The sequence below is a fragment of the Spongiibacter thalassae genome (assembly GCF_012272835.1).
Lineage (GTDB): Bacteria > Pseudomonadota > Gammaproteobacteria > Pseudomonadales > Spongiibacteraceae > Spongiibacter > Spongiibacter thalassae.
The window spans coordinates 961,405-981,608 of sequence record NZ_JAAWWK010000001.1 but is presented as its reverse complement, the minus strand read 5'-3'; the positions used below and the strand labels follow the sequence as shown (position 1 = coordinate 981,608).

The following is a 20,204-nucleotide window of genomic DNA, read 5'->3' as shown; positions in this document are numbered from 1 at the left end:
GGCTCATCGAAAAGGATTAAATAATGACTGAACTGGATGACCGCTACCTCGACCCGGCCGTGGAGACTATGCCCCGGGAAGAGCTGGAACGCTTGCAGGAATCGCGCATATTGCAGTTGGTTCCCTATGTCTACCAACGCTCACCGCTGGTTCGGGAACTGTGGGAGAAGCATGGCGTCACCCCCGACGACATCAAATCCCTGGCCGACTTCAAGGCCAAAGTGCCCTTTATGGACAAGGATATGATTCGGGATTTCCGCGATCGCAACGGCGACCCCTTTGGCGGGCTAGCCTGTGTGGGGCCGCCGCATATGCGCGGTGTGGGCTTTACCTCTGGCACCACCGGTGACCCGACCCCACTGCCCCGCCCCGAGGACAATGCAGTACTGATTACACTAAAGCGCGAGCTGTGGCATATGGGCATGCGCCCCGGCGATCACCTCACCTATTTGCTGTTTACCTTCCGCGAGGGCATGATCGGCGACCGCTGGATGGACACCGGCTTTACTCCTATCTGCGTGCAGCATTCGCCGCTGGATATTCCCTATCTGGTGCAGATCTCCAAGGAGTATCGCCCCAAGTCTTTGTTCATGATTTCCACGCCGATGATCCTCGGTCTGGAGCAATACGAAAAGAACACCGGGGAGAATATCAAGGAAGCCTTTTCCTCCTACGAGGGCATTGTGTTTGGCGGTGAGCCGATGAGCCCGCACATTCGCAAGCTGATGGACCGCTGGGAATTCCCGGTATACGAACTGACCTCACTCGGCGATGTTGCCACCGCCACTGAGTGCAGCGCCCACGACGGCATGCACACCTGGGAGGATGTCGCGTTGATCGAGCATCTCGACCCCGACGGCAATACCGACGCCGAAGACGGTGCTCGCGGCGAAATGGTGGTCACCGCCTTGCTGGACGACGTTGCACCGCTGATACGTTTCCGCACCGACGACCTGATTGAATTTACCCGCAAGACCTGTGTCTGCGGCCGCACCCACGGCCGCATGAAGCCGCTCGGACGCAAGGGCGACGAACTTGTGGTCAATGGCAAATCCATTCTGCCCATCGACATCTTCCCGTTCATCGGCGACTTCCCTGAAACCCGCACCGGTCTGTTCCAGATTATTCGCCCGCAACGCGAGACCGAAACCCTGAAACTGCGGGTGGGCTACGACGCCGATGCCCTGCAGGATGGCGAAGATGCCCTGAAAGCGCGGATTAAGGAACGCATCAATGCAGAATTGGGATTGCCCTCTGACATTGAACTGATGAGCAATGAGGAAATGGTCAAACTCGGCCCTCCTAATAAAATTCCACGGGTGAGCAAATCATGACAGATTCCAGCCTACAGAAAACCACTCTGCTGCCCCTGACCATCGGGCGCTTTCGCAACACCGACGGCGGCTTTACCACTTTGCCGTTCTCGCTGGTGGAACAGGACCGCGCCCGGCGCTATGCGCTGCGGGTGTTGAATACCTTTCACTTCCGCACCGGCAGCAATATTCTGCTGACCAGCACCTTTGATGAAACCCTGCAATTCATGCCCTTTGAGCGCGCGGTCATGACCTATGGCATGGTTGTCGTCTCTGCCGATTCGACGCCTTGGGACGGCAAGCGCGTAGAGTCCATCGCCCGACGCTTTGACCTCACCGCTGCCGCAGGTATCAGCAAGAACGTAGTGGATGGCCTTAACCAGCTGGGTTTCAAAATCGAGGAACTGCTGTCCGGCATTCCCGTGTGGGCCAAACAGGACGCCTACGACGACCTGAAAGCACTGCCCGGAATGCAGGTCTATCGCTATCTGGAAGCGGGGCCGCTGGTCGGTTTCGAATGCAGCCAGGGCAATGGTGTACACATCGACCGCTTCGAGTGGAATATCGACGAGATCGACGGTGAAATTGTCGCCAGCAGCCGCCTGCCACGCTGTGTGGAATTCAACAACTTCCGCACCGGTCTGAAGGCTCACATCGACCGCTCGGCGTGCAACTGCGGCAACACCGATCCACGTATTATTCCCGAGTAACCACCACGGCGGAGCGGCGATCAACGCCGCCCGCAGATGCACCACCGCAGACAGGAGCTTTTCGCTATGACCCTCGGTCACCCCGCCTATCAGCAAATTCGCATGCACGGCCTCGGCGATGTTCTGCGCGAGCACTGCCGCTCCCGACCCGCCATGACGGCTGTTGTCGACGGCGAGTTCCGTCTCACCTGGCCGCAGCTGAATCAACGGGTTAACCAACTCGCCAACTATCTGCTGGCCAATGGCCTGGCTGAGGATGGCCGCGTGCTATGGCTCGGCCAAAACTCCTTCCGTCTGCTGGAGTGTATGCTCGCCGCCGCCAAAATCGGTGCAACTGTTTGCCCGATAAACTGGCGTATGAGCGCCGGCGAAGTCGCCGCGGTCATCGACGACTTCACTCCGCAGTTGGTGGTTTGGCAGCAACAGGATTTGGCCGACACCGCGAACCAGGCTCGGGACCATGCTAAACACCGCGCCCACTGGATTGCCCACGACGGCGACGATGCCGACAGCTACGAAGCCCTGTTAAGCCTGCACAGTGCCACTGACCCCGACTTAGCCGTACACAGCGACACGCCGGTGGTCGCCATGTATACCGCAGCCTTTGACGGCAAGCCCAACGCTGCCCTGCTCTCCCAGTCGGCCATGCTTTATCAGAGCCTGATGATCGCCTATGGCTACAGTATTACCGAGCAGTCCAGCAACCTGAACTCCGGGCCACTGTTTCACCTGGGCACCATGCTCGCCACACTCGCTACCTTTACCTTCGGTGGCAAAAATGTGTTTATCGCGCGGGTCGATGCCGAGGAAATGCTTAAGTTGATCGAAGCCGAGGCCGTCACCCACGCCTTTGTCGCCCAGCCAACCCTGTTACAGATCCGCGAAATCAACAAGGCGGGAAAATACGACACCAGCAGTCTGTGGTCCAGCCCCGAAGCTCCCGAGTGGAGTAGCCCCCTGTGCATGCCCAAGGACTCTCCTTTCGCACAGCAGGCACGTGTCTATGGGCAAACCGAGGTCATGGGCTTTACTACCTTTGGTTTTCTGGGCGGCGGCGGTGCCGGTCGAGTGTCGCCCCTGGCCCAGTTGCGGATTGTTGATAACGACGGCAACGAACTTCCACCGGGGGAAAGCGGTGAAATCGAAGTGCGCGGCATTCAGGTAATGAGCGGCTACTATCAGCGGGACGACGAAAACGAACGCCGAAATCACAATGGCTGGCATCGTACCCGCGATCTTGGCAAGCGACTCGACGATGGCTCCGTCGCCTTTGTCGGCCCCAAAACCACCATGATTAAATCCGGCGTCGAAAACATCTACCCCGCTGAAGTCGAAGCCTGCATTGCCCAGCACAACGCCGTTGCCCAGGCCTGTGTTATAGGTGTGCCCGACCCGAAATGGGAGCAAAATGTGAAGGCATTGGTGGTGCTAAAGCCCGGCGAAGACCTCAGTGCCGAGGCGCTGATAGAACACTGCCGCCAGCATATGGCGTCGTACAAAAAACCGAAGATTGTCGAGTTTGTCACCGAGTTACCCCGTGCGCCCGACGGTCAGCTGGATCGCAAAAAAGCAGACGCCATGTTCGGCGGCGGCGGCTATCCGGCAACCCACTAACATCGATGCGTAGCCGCTAGACAGAGAAGGTACTTGCAATGGCCTGTTGTATTTTTGCAGCAATGATAATCAGCAACGTACTGTTTCACTGGCGGCGGTTAAAGGCCTTTTTTGGCTACCATAGCAGCGCCAACCCGGGTCTGGTGACCGCCGACTCAGCCACCCCTGCCCCCAGAAATATGGCCCTGCGTTACCGCATTCGCCGCGCCGCACTACCCAGTCTGCTGGTGGTCGGCACAGCGGCATACGGCTCGGCCCACTGGCAGCATATGGTCCACGAATTGGGACTAGCCGGGCCATCGGTAGTTGCCGCCTCAACGCCCATTGATGTGGCGTTTTTTGACGGTGCCTATGAGGTCATGTGCGATTAATTTCCACGCCATTCAGGCGCACACATTTGAATTCCACAATAAGTAATTTTAGAGGTTTCTATGGAACAGGTCGTCAACACTATCGAGAAAGACCCGCGTTTTAATCGCGACGTGAGCGCCGGACCGCTGTCGAAAAGCCGGCTACGCCGCACCAAAACCTTCTTTTTCGCACTGGCGGTTATCGGCCTTTTGCCAAGCCTGTTTAATTTATCCCCGGCCCTGCAGAGTGCCGGCCTGGGCCTGCTTTGGCCCGGTGGTGGTTTCGCAGCAATGGGGGGCTGGGCACTGGCGATGCTCCCGCTGTTCTACGCCCTCTATTGGATTACCCTGGTCGTATGGTTTGGCAGCGGCAATATCCTTGCCCCCATTACGATCTGGGTACTGGGCGCCGTGGTGCCTGCAGCCCTTATCGGTGGAAACACTGAGGCCGATACCTGGCCCTATGGGGTTTACCTGATACTGGCTCTGGTGGCCCTGCGCGAGGGGCGCGACCTTTACAAAAACCGCAAGCAATTGCGCGACGCCATTGCGCGCCGTGAACAGCGCAAGGCCTACCTCCGCGAAGCCTTGCAAAAGGTGGATGAACGGGCCGTTGCCGAGCCGGTTCCCGGCAGCCGCGAGCTGGATGACAAGCAACTGGCCTCGGCCCGCTACTTGTTCGATCGCGCACTGCAACCTGTCGGCGAATTTGTCGGTTACAACAAAATCGACCAATTCCAGACCTCCGCCCTACGCTACCAGCTGAACACTGTGGGCTACGCCCTTGGCGAAATGCAGTGCCACTACACGCCCAATTTTCACGGCTACCTGAACACCGCCCAGCAACGCCTTATAGAACAAATGCTGCAGCGGCCTATCTGGGGCTACTGGCCACTGGAAAATATGTGGGGCAACTTCAATTTCAATTTCGACCCCTGCGCCAAAGACAATATTATGCTTACCGGCTTCTTCGGTTTGCAGATCTGCCAATACATGTCCAACACCGGCGATATGCGCTACGCCGAGCCCGGCTCGCTGACCTTTATCTACAACGATAAAAAAGTCTACAAGCACGATATTCACAGCGTGATTGGCTCGATTGTAAAGAACCAGAACGAGCAGGCCTTCTGTCTTTACCCCTGTGAGCCCAACTGGGTATACACCCCCTGCAACTTCATGGGCATGAAGGCCTTGGCCCTGTATGACCGCCTGTTTGGCACCCATCATTTCAGGGATATTTACCCCAGCTTTATTGAAAAACTGGATGCGGAATTTACCCAGGCCGACGGCAGTGTCATTGCCTTGCGCTCCAACCTGACCGGTTTCGCTGTGCCCTTCCCCTTTGCCGACGACGGTCGCGCGCTGTACTTCAATCCCATTGACCACCAGCGGGCTAAAGAAGCCTGGGGATTGGCTCGCCAGGAAATGTTCTACGAAGAAAACGGCAAACTGAAAATCAAACTGGAGGGCAAGGGTGTCGATATGGGCAACTACAGCCAGGGACACCAGGCCAACATTCAGAATATTCTGTCTGCCGCACGGGAATTCGGCGACGAGGAAGCCGCCAACACCGCCGAGGCACTGTTGGAAGAAATGTACCCGCCGCAAAACGACAATGGCACGGCGGTATACCCCGGTTCCTGTTCGACCAACACGACCCTGGCCAGAGCCTTTATGCTGGGCACCAACGACTACCGCAACTCCATTCTGAAGGGCCCTGCGGAAACCGCCCTGCAGGGGCCAATACTCACCGGCGTGGAGTATCCCCAGGTACTGGTGGCCAAGGCCTTCAGTCACACAGGCAAGGACCTGGAGCTGGTATTGGTGCCCGGCAAGGGTGACTGCGAGGTAGACCTGCGCATTGAACGCCTGGCTCCCGGTGGGACCTATACCGCCAAATTGGGCGAGGACGCCACTTCGGTTACCGCCGACGACAATGGTACGGCGATTCTAAAAGCCTCGCTCACGACTCGCCTGAGAGTGGTGTTGACCCCGGCAGCATAACGAACCCACGGCGCTCCCTTCCGAGCGCCTTTTTTTTTGTACCTCTTATTTATTATGCGAGGCAGCTGGAATGGTCGATAACATCGACGTGCAGTTTATAGACAGTAGCAAAACAGAAACCGGCACAGCGCGCCGCATGATCGACCTGCGCCGCTGGGACGCCCACACGGTGGTCGGCTGGCTCGAAGATGACTTCCATCACTTCGGGGTTACCCTGACCCACAGCGGCGACCGAATTACCGGCGTGTCGGCCACTGCGCAACGCTATCCCTGGACCACCTGCGCCTTCGCCCCGGAATCGCTGACTCCGCTAACGGGCCAAACAATGCTGCCGCGCTGCAGCGACATCGGCGGCATGATCCCCATGCGCCAGCAATGTACCCACATATTCGATCTCGCCGGTCTGGTGATGGCCCATGCCGTGCGCGGCAATGACCATCGACGCTACCAGACCATCACCGAAAGCCGAGAAATCCTCGGTTGGAAAGACCATAAGTCCCCCCTGTTCGGGCCAACCACCATTACGCTGCTACAGGACAATGCCGAAGTGATGGCCTGGCACTGTGAATCAGGTGCGATCACCGATCGCGAAAGCGGCCACCAACAGGCCCTGGGACGGGGCTTTCGCCAATGGACCGAGTCGCTGCCCATGGACAAGGCCGAGCATGCCACCGTGCTGAGAAGAGCACTGCTGGTGTCTGGCGGGCGTTCAATGGTCCACGACCGTTACCCCAACGCCGCCGCAATGGACCAGCCGGAGCTGTGCTACTCCTTTCAGCAGGAACGCCGGGATCAGGCCTTGCGCATGAGCGGAGCCACCCGTGACTACGCCAACGAACCCGAGCGTATGCTGAGCTGCGTCAACACCCGCCCCTGAGGAAATAACACCATGGCCCAGATCCTGATCGTTCTCGCCACTGTCGTCTTGCTTATCTGGGTGGTTAGCATCCGCAGGGCTCGGCGCGCGGAACAACTGTCGGGGCCCACCGCCGCCCCGGAAAGCCTGCGGCAAACCCGCTATGGCGAAGTCATCGGCTTTCGTGACCGCAATGAGCTGCTGTGCTGGCAGGGAATACCCTTCGCCGCAGCGACTACCGCAGCGCTAACACCCTGTTCATGTATGAGAATAATGATATCGACACGTTGATATTGGCAGGCCGACGTTCGGTATGGCCTCGGCTGGCACAGATCAGAAACTCCCTGCGCCCCAGCCAACAGCTGGATGAACTACTGATAAAATTCGACCAGCCCTCTGGCCTGCAACGCTATATGATTCGCTAAAAGCAAGTACACCAACGTAGACGAACCCGGGGCCGAATAACACTGTTTACATCGCCGCCCTTGCGGCTAAAAAATCACCCATCACGCAAGCCCCGCCAAGACGCCAGTGGCCCGGTTTACCGTGCCGAAGCCAGCAAACAGCAAACCTGAGTGATGCGTTTGCAGCCACAACCCGCACCGCTTGGGCTTTTTTCGTGCCCTGCGGCGTTATACAGCAACAGGCCATTGAGCTTGAGTATTTTGATGCGCTGCCCACACTTACTCCATGGTGCCTCTTGGGCCGAGCGGCAACACTGGACGAAAAAATACAATGCACCTGGGCTGACTACCCGGCCGCTAATGTCACGATTAGACCTGAGCTGGCACCCCTAGCTATTAATAGATTTGTCAATTTAGCGATACCCTGACAGACATGCTTTTACGCAATAAAAAACATTAAGACTCACTGCCGCCCGTCCCAGTGTGGCCCCTGCAAATTACCTCAGATCAATACATAAAAGCGGACAAGAAGTCGGTCTACTTAAAAAACTGAGTAAATACAGAGCAAAAAGACGCCGTGCAAAATAGGGAAACGCCAACGTGGAAAACAGCCTGAACACTGTGTCCGATGTTCATATAAAGGATGCAAGCGAAGTGCATATTCCGGGAGAAGCCGGAGCATGGGTATTTATTCTTGGCGATATGCTGATGTTTGCTCTGCTGTTTGGGGTATACGGCTACTACCGACAGGAGGATATTGCCACTTTCGACAGCTCCCAAGCAAGCCTGAACAAGATCTATAGCGTTATCAATACCGTGCTCTTGTTAAGCAGTTCATTACTGGTGGTGCTTGCCTTGCGCCACTGCCGCAGAGCCAAAGTGGGCAGCGCACCGATACTACTGCTGAGCGCCAGCGCCTGTGGTATTGCCTTCCTCACATTGAAAATCATGGAATACCGTGAAAAGTTTGCCAGCGGAATCTCTCTCAATACTAACGAATTCTTTATGTACTACTTCGTACTCACCGGCCTGCATTCGATTCACGTTGTTATCGGAATTGTTATCCTTTTTTACATGTTTATGCTATGCCGAAGAAAGAACCTTTCCGACAAGCACATCAGTGTAATGGAAAGCGGCGCGTCCTATTGGCATATGGTAGACCTACTGTGGATTGTGATTTTCCCCTTGCTGTATTTGCTGAACTAAAGAAGGCCGAAATGAAAACCGTAACAACAGGACAAGCTTTGCCAAGGGAGTCAGGCATATACCCCGTCGCAGTATGGGCTGTGCTGGTACTGGCCACCCTGCTTTCGTGGCTGACTGGGGTATTCGATATTTTTGGTGGTAGCACCACACCCTATACCCTGCTGGGCATTCTGTTGATCAGCTATTTAAAGTCGAGGATGGTAATTCTCGATTTTATGGAAATCCGCCACGCACCAAAGACTCTGAGGTTCGCTCTGGAGAGCTGGGCCGCAGCTGTAATCATCATGCTTTATTATTTTTTCGCAATCGGCTGACAAGCCTGTAGCAAGTACGAAAATCAGCAAAATTCTATAATAACAGGGAGAATAACAATGCCGTATCAACGTTTCAGTGCGTGGTGTGGGCCAGCTTTCGATGTCTTCTTTATAAGCGGCTGGTGTTTTATCGCCGGTTTGTTCCCGCCACAGGCAGCCACCGCCAGCGGCGCTGAAATCGCTGCGTTTTACGCTGACGGCACCAATAACATCAGAGCTGGTCTGCTCCTTGCGATGGCGAGTTGCACGCTGTACATCCCCTGGGTTGTGGTGATCTCTGCACAAATGAAACGAATTAAAAATGTCTCGCCACTATTGGTTCAAACGCAGAATCTCAGTGGCACTGCTGGTCTGCTGTTTTTCCTCATTCCCGTTATGATCTGGCTGACAGCGACCTTCCGCCCTGAGCGAGACCCTGAATTGATTCTGCTGATCAACGATCTGGGCTGGTTGATGTTCACCATTACTTTCGCACCCTTTGTCTGCCAACTATTTGCCTTTGCATTGGCCGTGCTGGGCGACAACAGCGAGAACCCACTCTTCCCCCGCTGGGCCGCCTATTTTAATTTCTGGGTGGCGGTGTCGTTCATACCTGCCATGTTGATTATTTATTTCAAAACAGGCCCCTTTGCGTGGACGGGCTTGATTGGTCTGTGGATTCCGTTGATCCTGTTTTCCGTCTGGATCTGGGTGATGTTCTATCTCTTGCTCAAGGCGATGGCAAAGCCGGACCCCGCATCGGCCACGTGATCACGGCATGACTCGGTATAGGGGGTCTCAGTAATATGACCTCACTCCCACGACGAGCCCTTTTACAGGAAGCAGTGCTGGCTGGTTGGGTGCTGGCGATTATTCGTGCGATGGAAATGGAAGGCATCCCCTTTAACAGCATCGTCGAACAGGCGGACATCGACCCGCTGATCCTGCAAAGCGGGCGCAATCGCTACAGTCAGGAGGAAGTCAGCCGACTGTGGCAGGTAGCGAAGACCCAGACCCAGAACCCGGCCTTTGGACTGACCGTAGCCCGACAGGTAAGACCCGCCACCTTTCATGTGGTGGGCCACTCCATGAGCTGCAGCGTCAGCCTCTACCGTGCCCTGCAGCGCTTCGCCCGCTATTGTCGACTGATATCCGATGCCGCCACTGCCACCCTTACACAAAGGGGCGACACAGTGGTACTGGAATTCTATTTCGATATGGGCAAGAAACCGCCAATTTACCAATCCTTTGACACCGTGCTGTCCAGTGTCGTGTATTTTTTGCGCTGGATTGCTGGCAAGCCACTCAAGCTCTTAAAACTCTGCCTGCGCCATCAGGGGCCAAAACTGGACCAACGCTTCTACGACTTCTTTGACTGCCCCATAGAATACGGTGCTGCGCAGGACAGCTTGCATTTTTCCCGAAAAGATCTCGACCGTCCGATACTCGCCGCCGACGAGGAAGTCGCGGCGATGCTGGACGACATTGCCAATCGAGACCTAGAAACCCGTATGGAGGGTCGCTTCACTGTGCGCGTGCGCGATGCCCTCGTTGCCCAGCTCACCACTGGCGCGCCCACCAAGGAACAGACCGCGAGAATGCTTCACCTCACCGAGCGCACCCTGCTGCGGCGCTTAAAGGAAGAGGGTTTGACCTACCTCACCGTACTGAATCAACTGCGGGAAGAGCTGGCATTTCAGTACATTCGGCGAGGGGATATGGATCTTAGCGAGGTCGCCACTCGGCTGGGTTTTTCTGACTACGGTGCATTCTCAAGGGCGTTTGCCCGCTGGACCGGTATCCGTCCCAGCAGTGTCAGCAAGGTGGACAGCACGTTTGCGGAGGAATAAGTGGCCGCCGCTATACGCCGCAATTGAACCCATTGCGGCACGCAGACCATAAATTGTCACGTTCGGCCCAACGGGGTCGTGCAGCGTTATTCATTGCTGTGCCCACGAGGCCTAAAGTTAACGGCAATACACAAACACTATAAAAATTGGGAGCCCCTATGCAGCTCAGACACGTTACCCTCGAAGACAAATACCTCGCTGACAAAAGCACTGTATTGATGTCCGGCACGCAGGCACTGGTGCGCCTCCCCCTTTTACAAAAGGCATTGGACAAGGCCCACGGGCTGAATACCGGCGGTTATATCTCCGGCTACAGGGGGTCCCCCATTGGCGGCTACGACCAGGCTCTGTGGCAAATTCAGTCTCTACTGAAAGAAAACAATATCGTCTTTGAACCCGGAGTAAATGAAGACATCGCCGCAACCGCAGTCTGGGGCACCCAGCAGTTAGCCGAAACCCCGGATGTCACCGTCGACGGCGTATTCGCCATCTGGTATGGCAAGGCGCCGGGGGTTGATCGCTCCTGCGACCCCTTGAAACACGGTAACTTCGGCGGCTCTCACCCCAATGGCGGGGTACTGGTGGTGGCGGGCGACGATCACGGCGGCAAATCTTCCACCCTCGCCGCCCAGAGCGAGCGCGCTTTCATGCACTGCGGCATTCCCATACTGGCGCCCGCCAATGTTCAGGACTGCCTCGACTTCGGTGCTGCGGGCTTTGCCATGTCCCGTTACACTGGGCTCTATACCGGCTTCAAAGCAACGAATGAAACGCTGGAGCTGACCGCAACGGTAGATGTTGACCTCGAGCGTTATAATTTCAACTACCCAGACAAAGGGGAGTTGCCGAACGAGGGTGTGCATTTCGTTTCGACCCATATCGACCGGCTGCGCAGCGATGTGGTGGTCAACCGCTACCGCATGCCCCTCGTTCATAAATTCGTTCGCGCCAACAATCTCAACCGGGTTCTACAGGACTCCCTCGACCGCAGGCTGGGAATTGTCACAGCGGGCAAGGCTACCCAGGATGTACTCCAGGCACTGACCAAGCTGGGGATCGACGACCAGCGCGCCGCAGAACTCGGCATCTCGGTGTATCAGGTCGGCTGCGTCTGGCCACTAGAGCCGGAAGGACTGGTAGAGTTTGCTGCCGGGCAGGAGGAGCTGCTGTTTGTAGAAGAAAAGCGCGCCATAATCGAACCTCAGGCTACCAGCATTCTCTACAACCGCGCCGATGCACCTCGCATCACCGGCAAACGGAACGAAGAAGACAAATTCCTGCTGGCCGAAGACATCCAGCTTACCCAGTCAGATATTGCACTGGCTATCTTCCAGCGCCTGCAAAGGCTTTCAATGGTCGACGGGGCATTGGCAAGCAAAGCGGGAGAGATCCACGCGGAACGGGCCTATTCCGAACAGAATGCCGTCGCTCCCATTGCCCGTTCGCCGTTTTTCTGCTCTGGCTGCCCCCATAATTCCAGTCTGAAGAAACCCGAGGGCAGCTACACCGCTGGGGGAATTGGTTGCCATTCCATGGCCTTGTATCACCACGACTACATGATGCCCAACACCCATATGGGCGGCGAAGGTGGTCAGTGGATAGGCCTTGCCCACTTCACCAAGCTGCCGCATATTTTCCAGAACATGGGCGATGGCACCTACTACCACTCTGGCCTGCTGGCAATTCGCGCAGCGGCAGCCTCCGGCCAGAACATCACATACAAAATCCTGTTTAACGATGCCGTAGCCATGACTGGCGGCCAACCTGTAGAGGGCAACCTGTCAGTGGGGGAAATCAGCCATCAGGTTTTGGCAGAAGGCGCGAAAGAGTGCGTGGTGGTCAGCGACCGGCCCGAACTCTACGGAGCCGACAGCGGCCTGGCACAAGGGGTTCAGGTTCATCACAGGGATGAGTTGATGGAAATTCAGGACAGACTGCGCAAAGTCGAAGGACTGACAGTACTCATCTACGAACAGACCTGCGCGGCGGAAAAACGCCGTCGCCGCAAGCGCGGTAAATTCCCCGATCCCGCCAAACGCATGTTTATCAACCCTGAGGTCTGCGAAGGCTGCGGCGACTGTTCGGTACAATCCAACTGCGTCAGCCTGGTGCCACTGGAAACCGAGCTGGGCCGCAAGCGGGCTGTGGACCAGTCCACCTGCAACAAAGATTACAGCTGTACCAAGGGCTTCTGCCCTTCTTTTGTCACTGTATTGGGTGGTGAGCCCCGCAAACCGGAAAAAGTCGAGCTCAGCACCGGACTCTTTGCCGACCTCCCCGAACCCGCACACCCTGACATAATCGACAGCTATGGCGTGATGATCTCGGGGATCGGCGGCACCGGCGTGGTCACCGTGGGCGCAGTGCTGGCGATGGCAGCCCATCTTGAATACAAGCAATCCTCGGTATTTGATATGACCGGTCTGTCCCAGAAAAATGGCGCTGTGTACAGCCATCTGCGCATCGCCAACAGCCGGGATAAAATTGGTTCCCAACGACTGGGCGCCGGTGAAGCCGACCTCGTATTGGCCTTCGATATGGTCGCTGCCCAGTCGACGGAGCCACAGCTCACCATTAACCGGCACAAATCAAAAATCGTCGCCAACACCCGGGTCTTGCCCACCGCTGGCTTTCAGAAAGACCCAGATATGCAATTTAATAGCCGTGAACTTCTGGAACGCTTTATCAACATGGTGGGAGGGGACGCGGTGTTCCCACTGGACGCCAGCGATCTGGGGCGCAGCCTGTGTGGCGACTCCATCGCCGCCAATATGATGCTGGTAGGCTACGCCACCCAACTGGGTCTACTGCCCCTGTCTGTCGCCGCTATTGAGCGGGCCATAGAAATCAACGGCGTTGCGGTCAAGTTCAATCTCGAGGCCTTCAACCTTGGCCGTCTGTGTGTGCATGCCCCACAGCAAATCGAGACACTCCTCGGCGGCGGGGCAGCCACCCCCGCTGCAGAAACCCGGTCACTGGAAAATATCGTGGCTTACCGTCACGAGTTGCTTAGCAACTATCAAGATACTGCCTACGCCGAGCGCTATGCCAGCTTGGTCGCTACAGTTGTCGCTGCAGAGGCCGCCTTTCCCGACAAAGATCTAGCGCTGGCCAAAGCCGTCGCGCGCAATGCAGCCAAATTAATGGCCTACAAGGATGAGTACGAAGTGGCCCGACTGTATTCAAGCCCCGAGTTTATACGTCAGCTCAAGCAAACCTTTCAGGGCGAGATGACCCTAAAATTCAATCTGGCACCGCCCCTGCTGTCGAAGACAGATCGCTACAGCGGCCTGCCCATAAAACGGGAATACGGCTCGTGGATGCTCGGCGCCTTCCGACTACTGGCAAAACTTAAGTTCCTCCGTGGTACCGCACTGGATATTTTTGGCTACACCGCTGAACGCAAACTCGAGCGGCAATTGATCGACGACTACTTCGCTTCGATAGACAAGCTTCTCAGCAGCCTCGATAGCGCCACCTACGACACTGCCGTAGCAATCGCGTCACTGCCTGAAGGTATTCGCGGTTTCGGACACGTAAAGGAGCGCCACCTTGAAACTGTACGCCGCGAGGAAAAGCGGCTATGGGCGACATTTAACAACGGCGGCATCGACCCCGCCCGGGCAGATCTGATCGCCGTAGACGCCGTCGAAGTGTACAAGCCCTGACAAAAGCACTTCATTGTCGAGACACCGCCAGCACTCCCTTGAATACAATGGGCTGCTGGCTGGACAACAGCATTGTTAAGGGGTGAAAACTTCTACTACAATGGCCAACCCATATTGATAAAACTATAAAATAGCAATGGTGAATGCAGCACCCAGCACACTAGCCAGTTCCCGAACAGCGCTCTCCGGTTACGTACTGGCGATGGCCCACGCCATGTCAGAAGCGGGACTGGATTACACCGCGCTGATGGCAGAGGTCGGGCTGGATGCCAGGCATCTGGAAGACTTTGGTTACCGCTACAGTCAGGAACGGGTCACACAGTTGTGGCGCTTGGCGGTTGAGCGTTCCGGCGATGCCAATTTCGGCCTCAAAGTCGCCAGGCATATCCGCCCCTCCAGCTACCATGTGGTCGGACAGGCGATGCTCTGCAGCGAAACCCTGCGTTCAGCAACCCGGCGCTTTGCCCGGTTCGCAAAGTTGGTTTCGGATTCCGCCGTGGTGCATTTCCACGAAGGCGACGCCCAGTGTGAGCTCTCCATTGCACTGGTGACCGGCGGCAGCCTGCCGCGCTATCAGGCCTTTGACACAGTACTAGCCGGCTTTTTGGAATACTGCCGCTGGATGCTACACGGAGAACTACAGGCCCTCTCTGTCTCCTTCAGCCACCCCCGTGGCGAAAAGCCCGAGGAATACGACGCCCTGTTCCGCTGTCCCATCCACTACGAACAAGACCTTAACCAGCTCGTGTTCAGCAATGAAGACATGAACCGCTCCATCCCCGGCGGGAACGAGGAACTGGCGTCACTGCTGGACGAATTGGCCTCGCGCTATCTGGCAGACAGGGTTCAGGGCCGTTTTTCACGGCGAGTGCGGGAAGTCCTGCTGGTCAAACTCCCCAATGGTGAGCCCTCCCGGGCCGACACTGCTCAGAGCCTGGCGATGACCGAACGTACCCTCGCCCGCCGTCTTACCGAAGAAAATACAACCTTCTATGAAATCCTCCGTCAGCTGCGGGAAGAGCAGGCCTATTCCTACCTGAAACACACGGAAATGAACATCGAAGAGATTGCCCTGCAACTGGGCTTCTCCGACCGGGGTACTTTCTCCCGCGCCTTTAAAAGCTGGACGGGAAAACGCCCCACCGAATGGCGTAGTGAGCAGGAAGCGCTGACTGGGGACATTGCCATTAGCGCGCAGGAATAACGAGCACAGCGGTCTGTTACCGGCAACAGTACCGAGGCTGTTATCGCGCTCGACAAGATCATTCCACAGGCACAAGCTAGTTTACGGTTATTGCCCGCTGAACCCGCGCAGCAGTTTAGTCCGACGACCAAAAACCCATAGAGGTTTTTGGTCGACAACTGCACGGACACAAGTCACCGCCTGAGCACTCAGGACTGCATCGCCATACCGAAGGCCTGTAGCGACGTGCCCGCACTCCAGCCTCCATCCACGGAGAGTATTTGCCCGGTGATGTAGGAGGCGTCGTCACTGGCGAGGAAGTGGATCGCTGCGGCCAGCTCTTCCGGTGTACCAATGCGTCCTAGCGGCGCAAATATTTCCGCATTTTTCTCCACCATGTCAGGTGCTTCGCGCATGGCCATCGGGGTATTTATAATACCCGGCGCGACCGCATTGACACGGACGCCAGCACCGCCGTATTCAATGGCTGCAGTTTGGGTAAGGGCAATAATTCCGCCTTTGGTGGCACCGTATTCCGACCACTGGGGAAAACCTCGCAAAGCAGTAATAGAGGTCAGATTGATAATACTGCCGCCGGGCTTCATTCTCGCGGCAGCCTCCTTGGTGCCCATCTGGGCGCTAAGCAGGTTTACCCTCCAGAATCGCAATGAGTTTTCCTCTGAGTCCACCTCTGCCAGCATACGACCGGTGGATATAGCGGCATTGTTCACCATAATATCCAGGCTGCCGTATTCCTCCAGGGCATAGTCGCAAAGAGCAGCTATCTGTTCCGGCTCGCCGACATCCACCTGCCGGAAGGCGCAGCCCGCCCTGCTCGCTTCTTCAGCGCAATCCACTATATCGGCCGCGACAACGTTGGCCCCCGCCCGTTTTAAGCGCTGGGCCGTTGCCTTACCAATCCCCGAGCCCGCCCCGGTGACAATGGCTGTTTTATTCTCTAGCGAAAACATCACACTCTCCTTTCTCTATCAGCTTGTTATTAATTTCATTGAAGACTGCGTAGAAGGTAAGCCCAGACAACACAGCGCAGCGGCACCGAGCAAAAGCGCGCTGCACAGCAGGGGCAGACCATAGCTTCCGGAAATATCGTGCAGCAGGCCCACTAAAAAAGGGCTCAGACCGTAGCCCACCGCAAACACACTGTACTGCCAGCCGTAAATAGCACCGTAATGCCGGCGCCCAAAATAGCTCACTGTCAGATAGGCAAGCAGATCAATCTCGGCCCCCGCCGCCAGGCCCAGTAGGGCCGCTGCCACATAGGCCCACGCCAGACCGCTGTACCACAACAAAGAAATACCAGCGGCAGCGAGAATCAACACCGATATCGAGAGCGGCACCGCAGGCATACGATCCAGTAAATAGCCAATCAATAAACGCCCTGCCACACTAGCAATTCCGACCGTGGCAGCAATACGCGCTGCGCTTGTCGCTGCCGCACCCAGGTCGATAAACAGCGGTTGCATATGCACCACCACCCCGGCAATGCCGCAGGCCATAGCAAAGGCCATCAAGGACAGCAGCCAGTAACTCCCCTTGCGCCGGGCCTGTTGGTGACTGATGCCTTCTGGCAACTGATGACCTGTAGGGATAGCACCAGCAGATGTATCCAGGCTCCCTGTATGGCAGCTTCGGGAGGGTTTGCGAAAGCCCAGCCAGACCACCGGCGCGGCCAGTGACGCAATTGCCGCCAGCATCAGATAGGCATAACGCCAACCCCAGCCTTCGCTGACATAGACAACCAGTTGTGGCACCCAGAACCCAGCAACGCCCGCACCGGTTAGCGCGACGCCCAAAGCGATACCTCTGGCACGGTAGAAGCCAGTGGTAACCGGCCTAACCAAAACAATGGGGGTGGAACCTACGCCCAGCAAGGCGACGATAAAATAGCCCAGCCACAGGTGGTACAGCTCCCGCATCAGCCACACCATCAGCACAATTGCCAATGCGTATAACAGCAGACTGAGCGCTCCTACCAGCGCTGCACCATAGCGGTCGCAGAGGCGGCCAACTGTACTACCGGTGATAAATACCGCAAAGGTAAGAAAGGTGACGGCCAGGGAAATATCACCCCGCGACCAGCCAAATTCCCCCTGCAGGTGGGGAATAAACGCACCGAGGCTATAAAACATGGTGGCCGTCATGCCCGCTGTTAAGCCAATGGCCGAGGCGTAGAGCAGGCCGTGGAGCTGGGCGAGTTCGCGAATTTGCTCTTTGTCCAACACCTGCGGTGCCTCCCGGTTTTCCCAATCCCTTTCCCCAGGGAAGTTCAGTCGCTATTGGCTTCCGCTGATTTTTCGGCCAGATAGCCCTCCATTGCGCCATCGCGCTGAGCTGAAATCTCGATCATGAAATCCAGCTTTCCAAGCTGCTCATAGAGTTCTCGCATCAGTGGCCTTTCTTCCCAGAAGTCCCAGCCATATTGTTGCTGACACACGGTTTCGGCCAGCCCTAGGGAAAAGTAGAAATAATAGCCTGCGCCCGATTTCGGCCCGCCCAACAGGAAACGGTTCTGCTGTAAAAGCAGCTCTACGGCATTCAGGCCCCGTTCGATAACGGGTCTCACCTCTGCCACGTGCAGTGGGTCGTTATGGAGATACCAGAACACTCCGGGAAACAGGCGCCGTGCAGGGGATTCCACATACAGCTCGACAATTTTCATCAGTTGCCCGCAGCGCGCCTGCTCCAGCGGGCTGCCAGGGAACAGCGGTTTATCACTGAAGACCTGATCAAGGTAAGCCACAATTACTGAGGTTTCAGAAATATAGGCCCCCTCGTGCAGAATAAAGGGAATCTTTCCCATCGGGCTTTTCAGTAGGAAACCAGCGTCCTGAGTGGCCCCGATATGCTTCTGATGGTGTTCAATACCTTTGTGACGGAGCGCTGCGAGTACTGTGTTGTAGCAATTGCTAACCGGCGAGCCATAGAGCTCAATCACTTCGTTATTTTTCATAGTGTTACCGCGTCAGATCGAAGACTTTGCCGGGATTAAGAATGCCCCGGGGATCCATACAGCGTTTAAGCAATTGCATCAGCTCGAGTTCTTCCCGCGTCCGGGAGAGGGAAAGAAAATCCTTCTTCTCCAGGCCGATTCCATGTTCCGCTGAAATGCTGCCCCCAATGCTCGCAAGCGGTTCGTAGACACAGTGCTCTACCTCGCGACGTGCCCCGGCCGCATTACTGCCGCAGCCCACGGCGATATGCAGATTGCCATCACCGACATGCCCCAAAAAGCACAGCTTGCCATCGGGCCACGACGCTTTGAAACGCGCAGTTACCGCTTGCATATAGGATTCCATATCTCCGACAGGCATGCTCACATCAAAGGCCTGAAAAGGCTGCAGATCACTGACCACGTGCTCTAAATTTTCCCGGAGTTGCCAAATGGCGTGCCGCTCCGTCTGCGATTTAGGAACCACGGCGTCGGCAATAATTCCTTCTTCCAGCGCCGCCATCAGTACACGCTCGAATTGGGGGTCGTCGATCGTGCTGTCGAAGCCGAGGGCTTCGGTAATAACATAGAAGGGATAATCCCCCTCTATCGGTGGCCGTTCACGACCGGGGCCGGTATTGATGCCATAGAAGCTGGCATCGAGAACTTCAAAGGCGCTGAGCTTGCCACCAAGGCGGCTGTCCATAAAGCGGAGAAAACGAGCGACACTGTCAAAGTCACGCAGAGCAACCATCGCGGCATTCTCGCTGCTCGGTTGTTCGAATAGTCGCAATACCAGTCGGGTAATTACCCCCAGCGTGCCCTCACTGCCGAGGAACAATTGTTTGATATCGTATCCGGAGTTATTTTTCAGCATTTTGTTCATTGAACTGATCACCGTGCCATCAGCCATAACGGCTTCGAGCCCCAGTACCAGAGAACGCATCATGCCGTAGCGAATCACCCGAATCCCCCCAGCGTTGGTGGCGGCATTCCCCCCCACCTGACAGGAACCCCGTCCTCCAAGATCAAGGGGAAAGATCAGGCCCTGTTCCTCAAGACTCTCCTGCAGGCTTTGCAGCACCACCCCCGCCTGGACGACGACAGTGCGATTGACGGTATCAAGCTCCTCGATCCCGTTCATCCTCTCCATCGACAGGATAAGATCATCTGCCTCGGTCTGGGTCGCCCTCACCCAACCGGACATACCTCCCTGTGTTACCACCGACTGGTCCTGCTCATTGCACAGACGCAGCACCTCCGACACCTCATCTGTAGAAGCGGGGCGCACCATCAGGCGACTCTCGACCTTTTCCATAAAGTAGCCAGGATAGCGGGAGCTGACTTCGTCTCCTTCCAGCAGACCACGCTCACCGACGATTTGCCGCAGGCGATCGATAAAGTCTGTGCGGTCCAGACGCGGAGGCGGAGTTTCCAAACTGTCCCTTGAAGACTCGGGGTTAAGCGTTACCATAACTGCTTACTCCACTTCTATCTTGACCGTGTCATCCTGTACCTGCACGGCGAAGACTTTCTGGCTTAACGAGGGGTCCATCAAGCATTCGCCGCTTTGCAAGTCGTACTCCCAGCCGTGCCACGGACATGATATGACCTTTTCCTGGGCAACAACTTCGCCCCGGCACAGTGGGCCTCCGGCGTGACCGCAGACGCCATCAACGGCAAAAAACTGGCCGTCGATATTAACCAGAGCAATCACCTGCTCACCGTGCTCGATTTTATGAATTTTTCCCGGGGGCAGCTCACTCACGCTGCCCGCTGTCACTGTTTGTGCCATTGTGCTCT

General features: G+C 56.4%; 18 protein-coding genes. 13 read left to right on the top strand and 5 right to left on the bottom strand.

Features of this window, described 5'->3' with window-relative positions; translation table 11 throughout:
- Nucleotides 1-23: 23 nt before the first annotated feature.
- The 13 genes from HCU74_RS04050 (at nt 24) to HCU74_RS03990 (ending at nt 15,472) form a co-directional block, all read left to right on the top strand.
- Nucleotides 24-1,334: a phenylacetate--CoA ligase family protein gene (locus HCU74_RS04050; protein WP_168449103.1), complete on the top strand. Its 1,311-nt coding sequence runs from the start codon at nt 24-26 to the stop codon at nt 1,332-1,334.
- Entirely contained in the window at nt 1,331-2,023 is a 693-nt protein-coding gene (locus tag HCU74_RS04045) for a hypothetical protein (protein ID WP_168449102.1), read from the top strand. The genes HCU74_RS04050 and HCU74_RS04045 overlap by 4 nt, the downstream gene beginning before the upstream one ends.
- A gap of 66 nt (nt 2,024-2,089) precedes the next feature.
- Nucleotides 2,090-3,637 carry an AMP-binding protein gene (locus HCU74_RS04040; protein WP_168449101.1) on the top strand — a complete coding sequence of 516 codons (1,548 nt, stop codon included), beginning with the start codon at nt 2,090-2,092 and terminating at the stop codon, nt 3,635-3,637.
- A gap of 38 nt (nt 3,638-3,675) precedes the next feature.
- A complete protein-coding gene (locus HCU74_RS04035) occupies nt 3,676-4,008 on the top strand; it encodes a hypothetical protein (protein WP_168449100.1) in 333 nt (110 codons plus the stop codon).
- A gap of 60 nt (nt 4,009-4,068) precedes the next feature.
- Nucleotides 4,069-5,991, top strand: coding sequence for a linalool dehydratase/isomerase domain-containing protein (locus HCU74_RS04030; RefSeq protein WP_168449099.1), 1,923 nt, complete (start codon nt 4,069-4,071; stop codon nt 5,989-5,991).
- A 70-nt stretch (nt 5,992-6,061) separates the two neighbouring features.
- Nucleotides 6,062-6,868, top strand: a complete 807-nt coding sequence (locus tag HCU74_RS04025) for a DUF2889 domain-containing protein (protein WP_168449098.1) — start codon at nt 6,062-6,064, stop codon at nt 6,866-6,868.
- Nucleotides 6,869-7,050: 182 nt separating this feature from the next.
- A complete protein-coding gene (locus HCU74_RS04020; protein ID WP_168449097.1) occupies nt 7,051-7,272 on the top strand; it encodes a hypothetical protein in 222 nt (73 codons plus the stop codon).
- Nucleotides 7,273-7,851: 579 nt separating this feature from the next.
- A complete protein-coding gene (locus HCU74_RS04015; RefSeq protein WP_210425095.1) occupies nt 7,852-8,457 on the top strand; it encodes a cytochrome c oxidase subunit 3 in 606 nt (201 codons plus the stop codon).
- 11 nt (nt 8,458-8,468) lie between these two features.
- Entirely contained in the window at nt 8,469-8,771 is a 303-nt protein-coding gene (locus HCU74_RS04010) for a cytochrome C oxidase subunit IV family protein (protein ID WP_168449096.1), read from the top strand.
- A gap of 57 nt (nt 8,772-8,828) precedes the next feature.
- Entirely contained in the window at nt 8,829-9,521 is a 693-nt protein-coding gene (locus HCU74_RS04005) for a hypothetical protein (protein ID WP_168449095.1), read from the top strand.
- Nucleotides 9,522-9,556: 35 nt separating this feature from the next.
- Nucleotides 9,557-10,600: an AraC family transcriptional regulator gene (locus HCU74_RS04000; RefSeq protein WP_168449094.1), complete on the top strand. Its 1,044-nt coding sequence runs from the start codon at nt 9,557-9,559 to the stop codon at nt 10,598-10,600.
- 158 nt (nt 10,601-10,758) lie between these two features.
- A complete protein-coding gene (locus HCU74_RS03995) occupies nt 10,759-14,268 on the top strand; it encodes an indolepyruvate ferredoxin oxidoreductase family protein (RefSeq protein ID WP_168449093.1) in 3,510 nt (1,169 codons plus the stop codon).
- Between the two features lie 136 nt (nt 14,269-14,404).
- Nucleotides 14,405-15,472, top strand: a complete 1,068-nt coding sequence (locus tag HCU74_RS03990; RefSeq protein WP_168449092.1) for an AraC family transcriptional regulator — start codon at nt 14,405-14,407, stop codon at nt 15,470-15,472.
- A gap of 188 nt (nt 15,473-15,660) precedes the next feature.
- Here the strand turns inward: HCU74_RS03990 and HCU74_RS03985 are convergent, their stop codons facing one another.
- The 5 genes from HCU74_RS03985 to HCU74_RS03965 are packed head-to-tail and all read right to left on the bottom strand — an operon-like array spanning nt 15,661 to nt 20,196.
- Entirely contained in the window at nt 15,661-16,422 is a 762-nt protein-coding gene (locus HCU74_RS03985; protein ID WP_168449091.1) for an SDR family NAD(P)-dependent oxidoreductase, read from the bottom strand.
- 18 nt (nt 16,423-16,440) lie between these two features.
- Nucleotides 16,441-17,694 carry an MFS transporter gene (locus HCU74_RS03980; protein ID WP_168449090.1) on the bottom strand — a complete coding sequence of 418 codons (1,254 nt, stop codon included), beginning with the start codon at nt 17,692-17,694 and terminating at the stop codon, nt 16,441-16,443.
- 44 nt (nt 17,695-17,738) lie between these two features.
- Nucleotides 17,739-18,422, bottom strand: coding sequence for a glutathione S-transferase family protein (locus HCU74_RS03975; protein WP_168449089.1), 684 nt, complete (start codon nt 18,420-18,422; stop codon nt 17,739-17,741).
- 4 nt (nt 18,423-18,426) lie between these two features.
- The gene (locus HCU74_RS03970; protein ID WP_210425094.1) at nt 18,427-19,875 is read right to left on the bottom strand and encodes an FAD-binding oxidoreductase; all 1,449 of its coding nucleotides are present in this window, start codon (nt 19,873-19,875) and stop codon (nt 18,427-18,429) included.
- A gap of 6 nt (nt 19,876-19,881) precedes the next feature.
- The gene (locus HCU74_RS03965; protein WP_168449088.1) at nt 19,882-20,196 is read right to left on the bottom strand and encodes a Rieske (2Fe-2S) protein; all 315 of its coding nucleotides are present in this window, start codon (nt 20,194-20,196) and stop codon (nt 19,882-19,884) included.
- Nucleotides 20,197-20,204 lie beyond the last annotated feature (8 nt).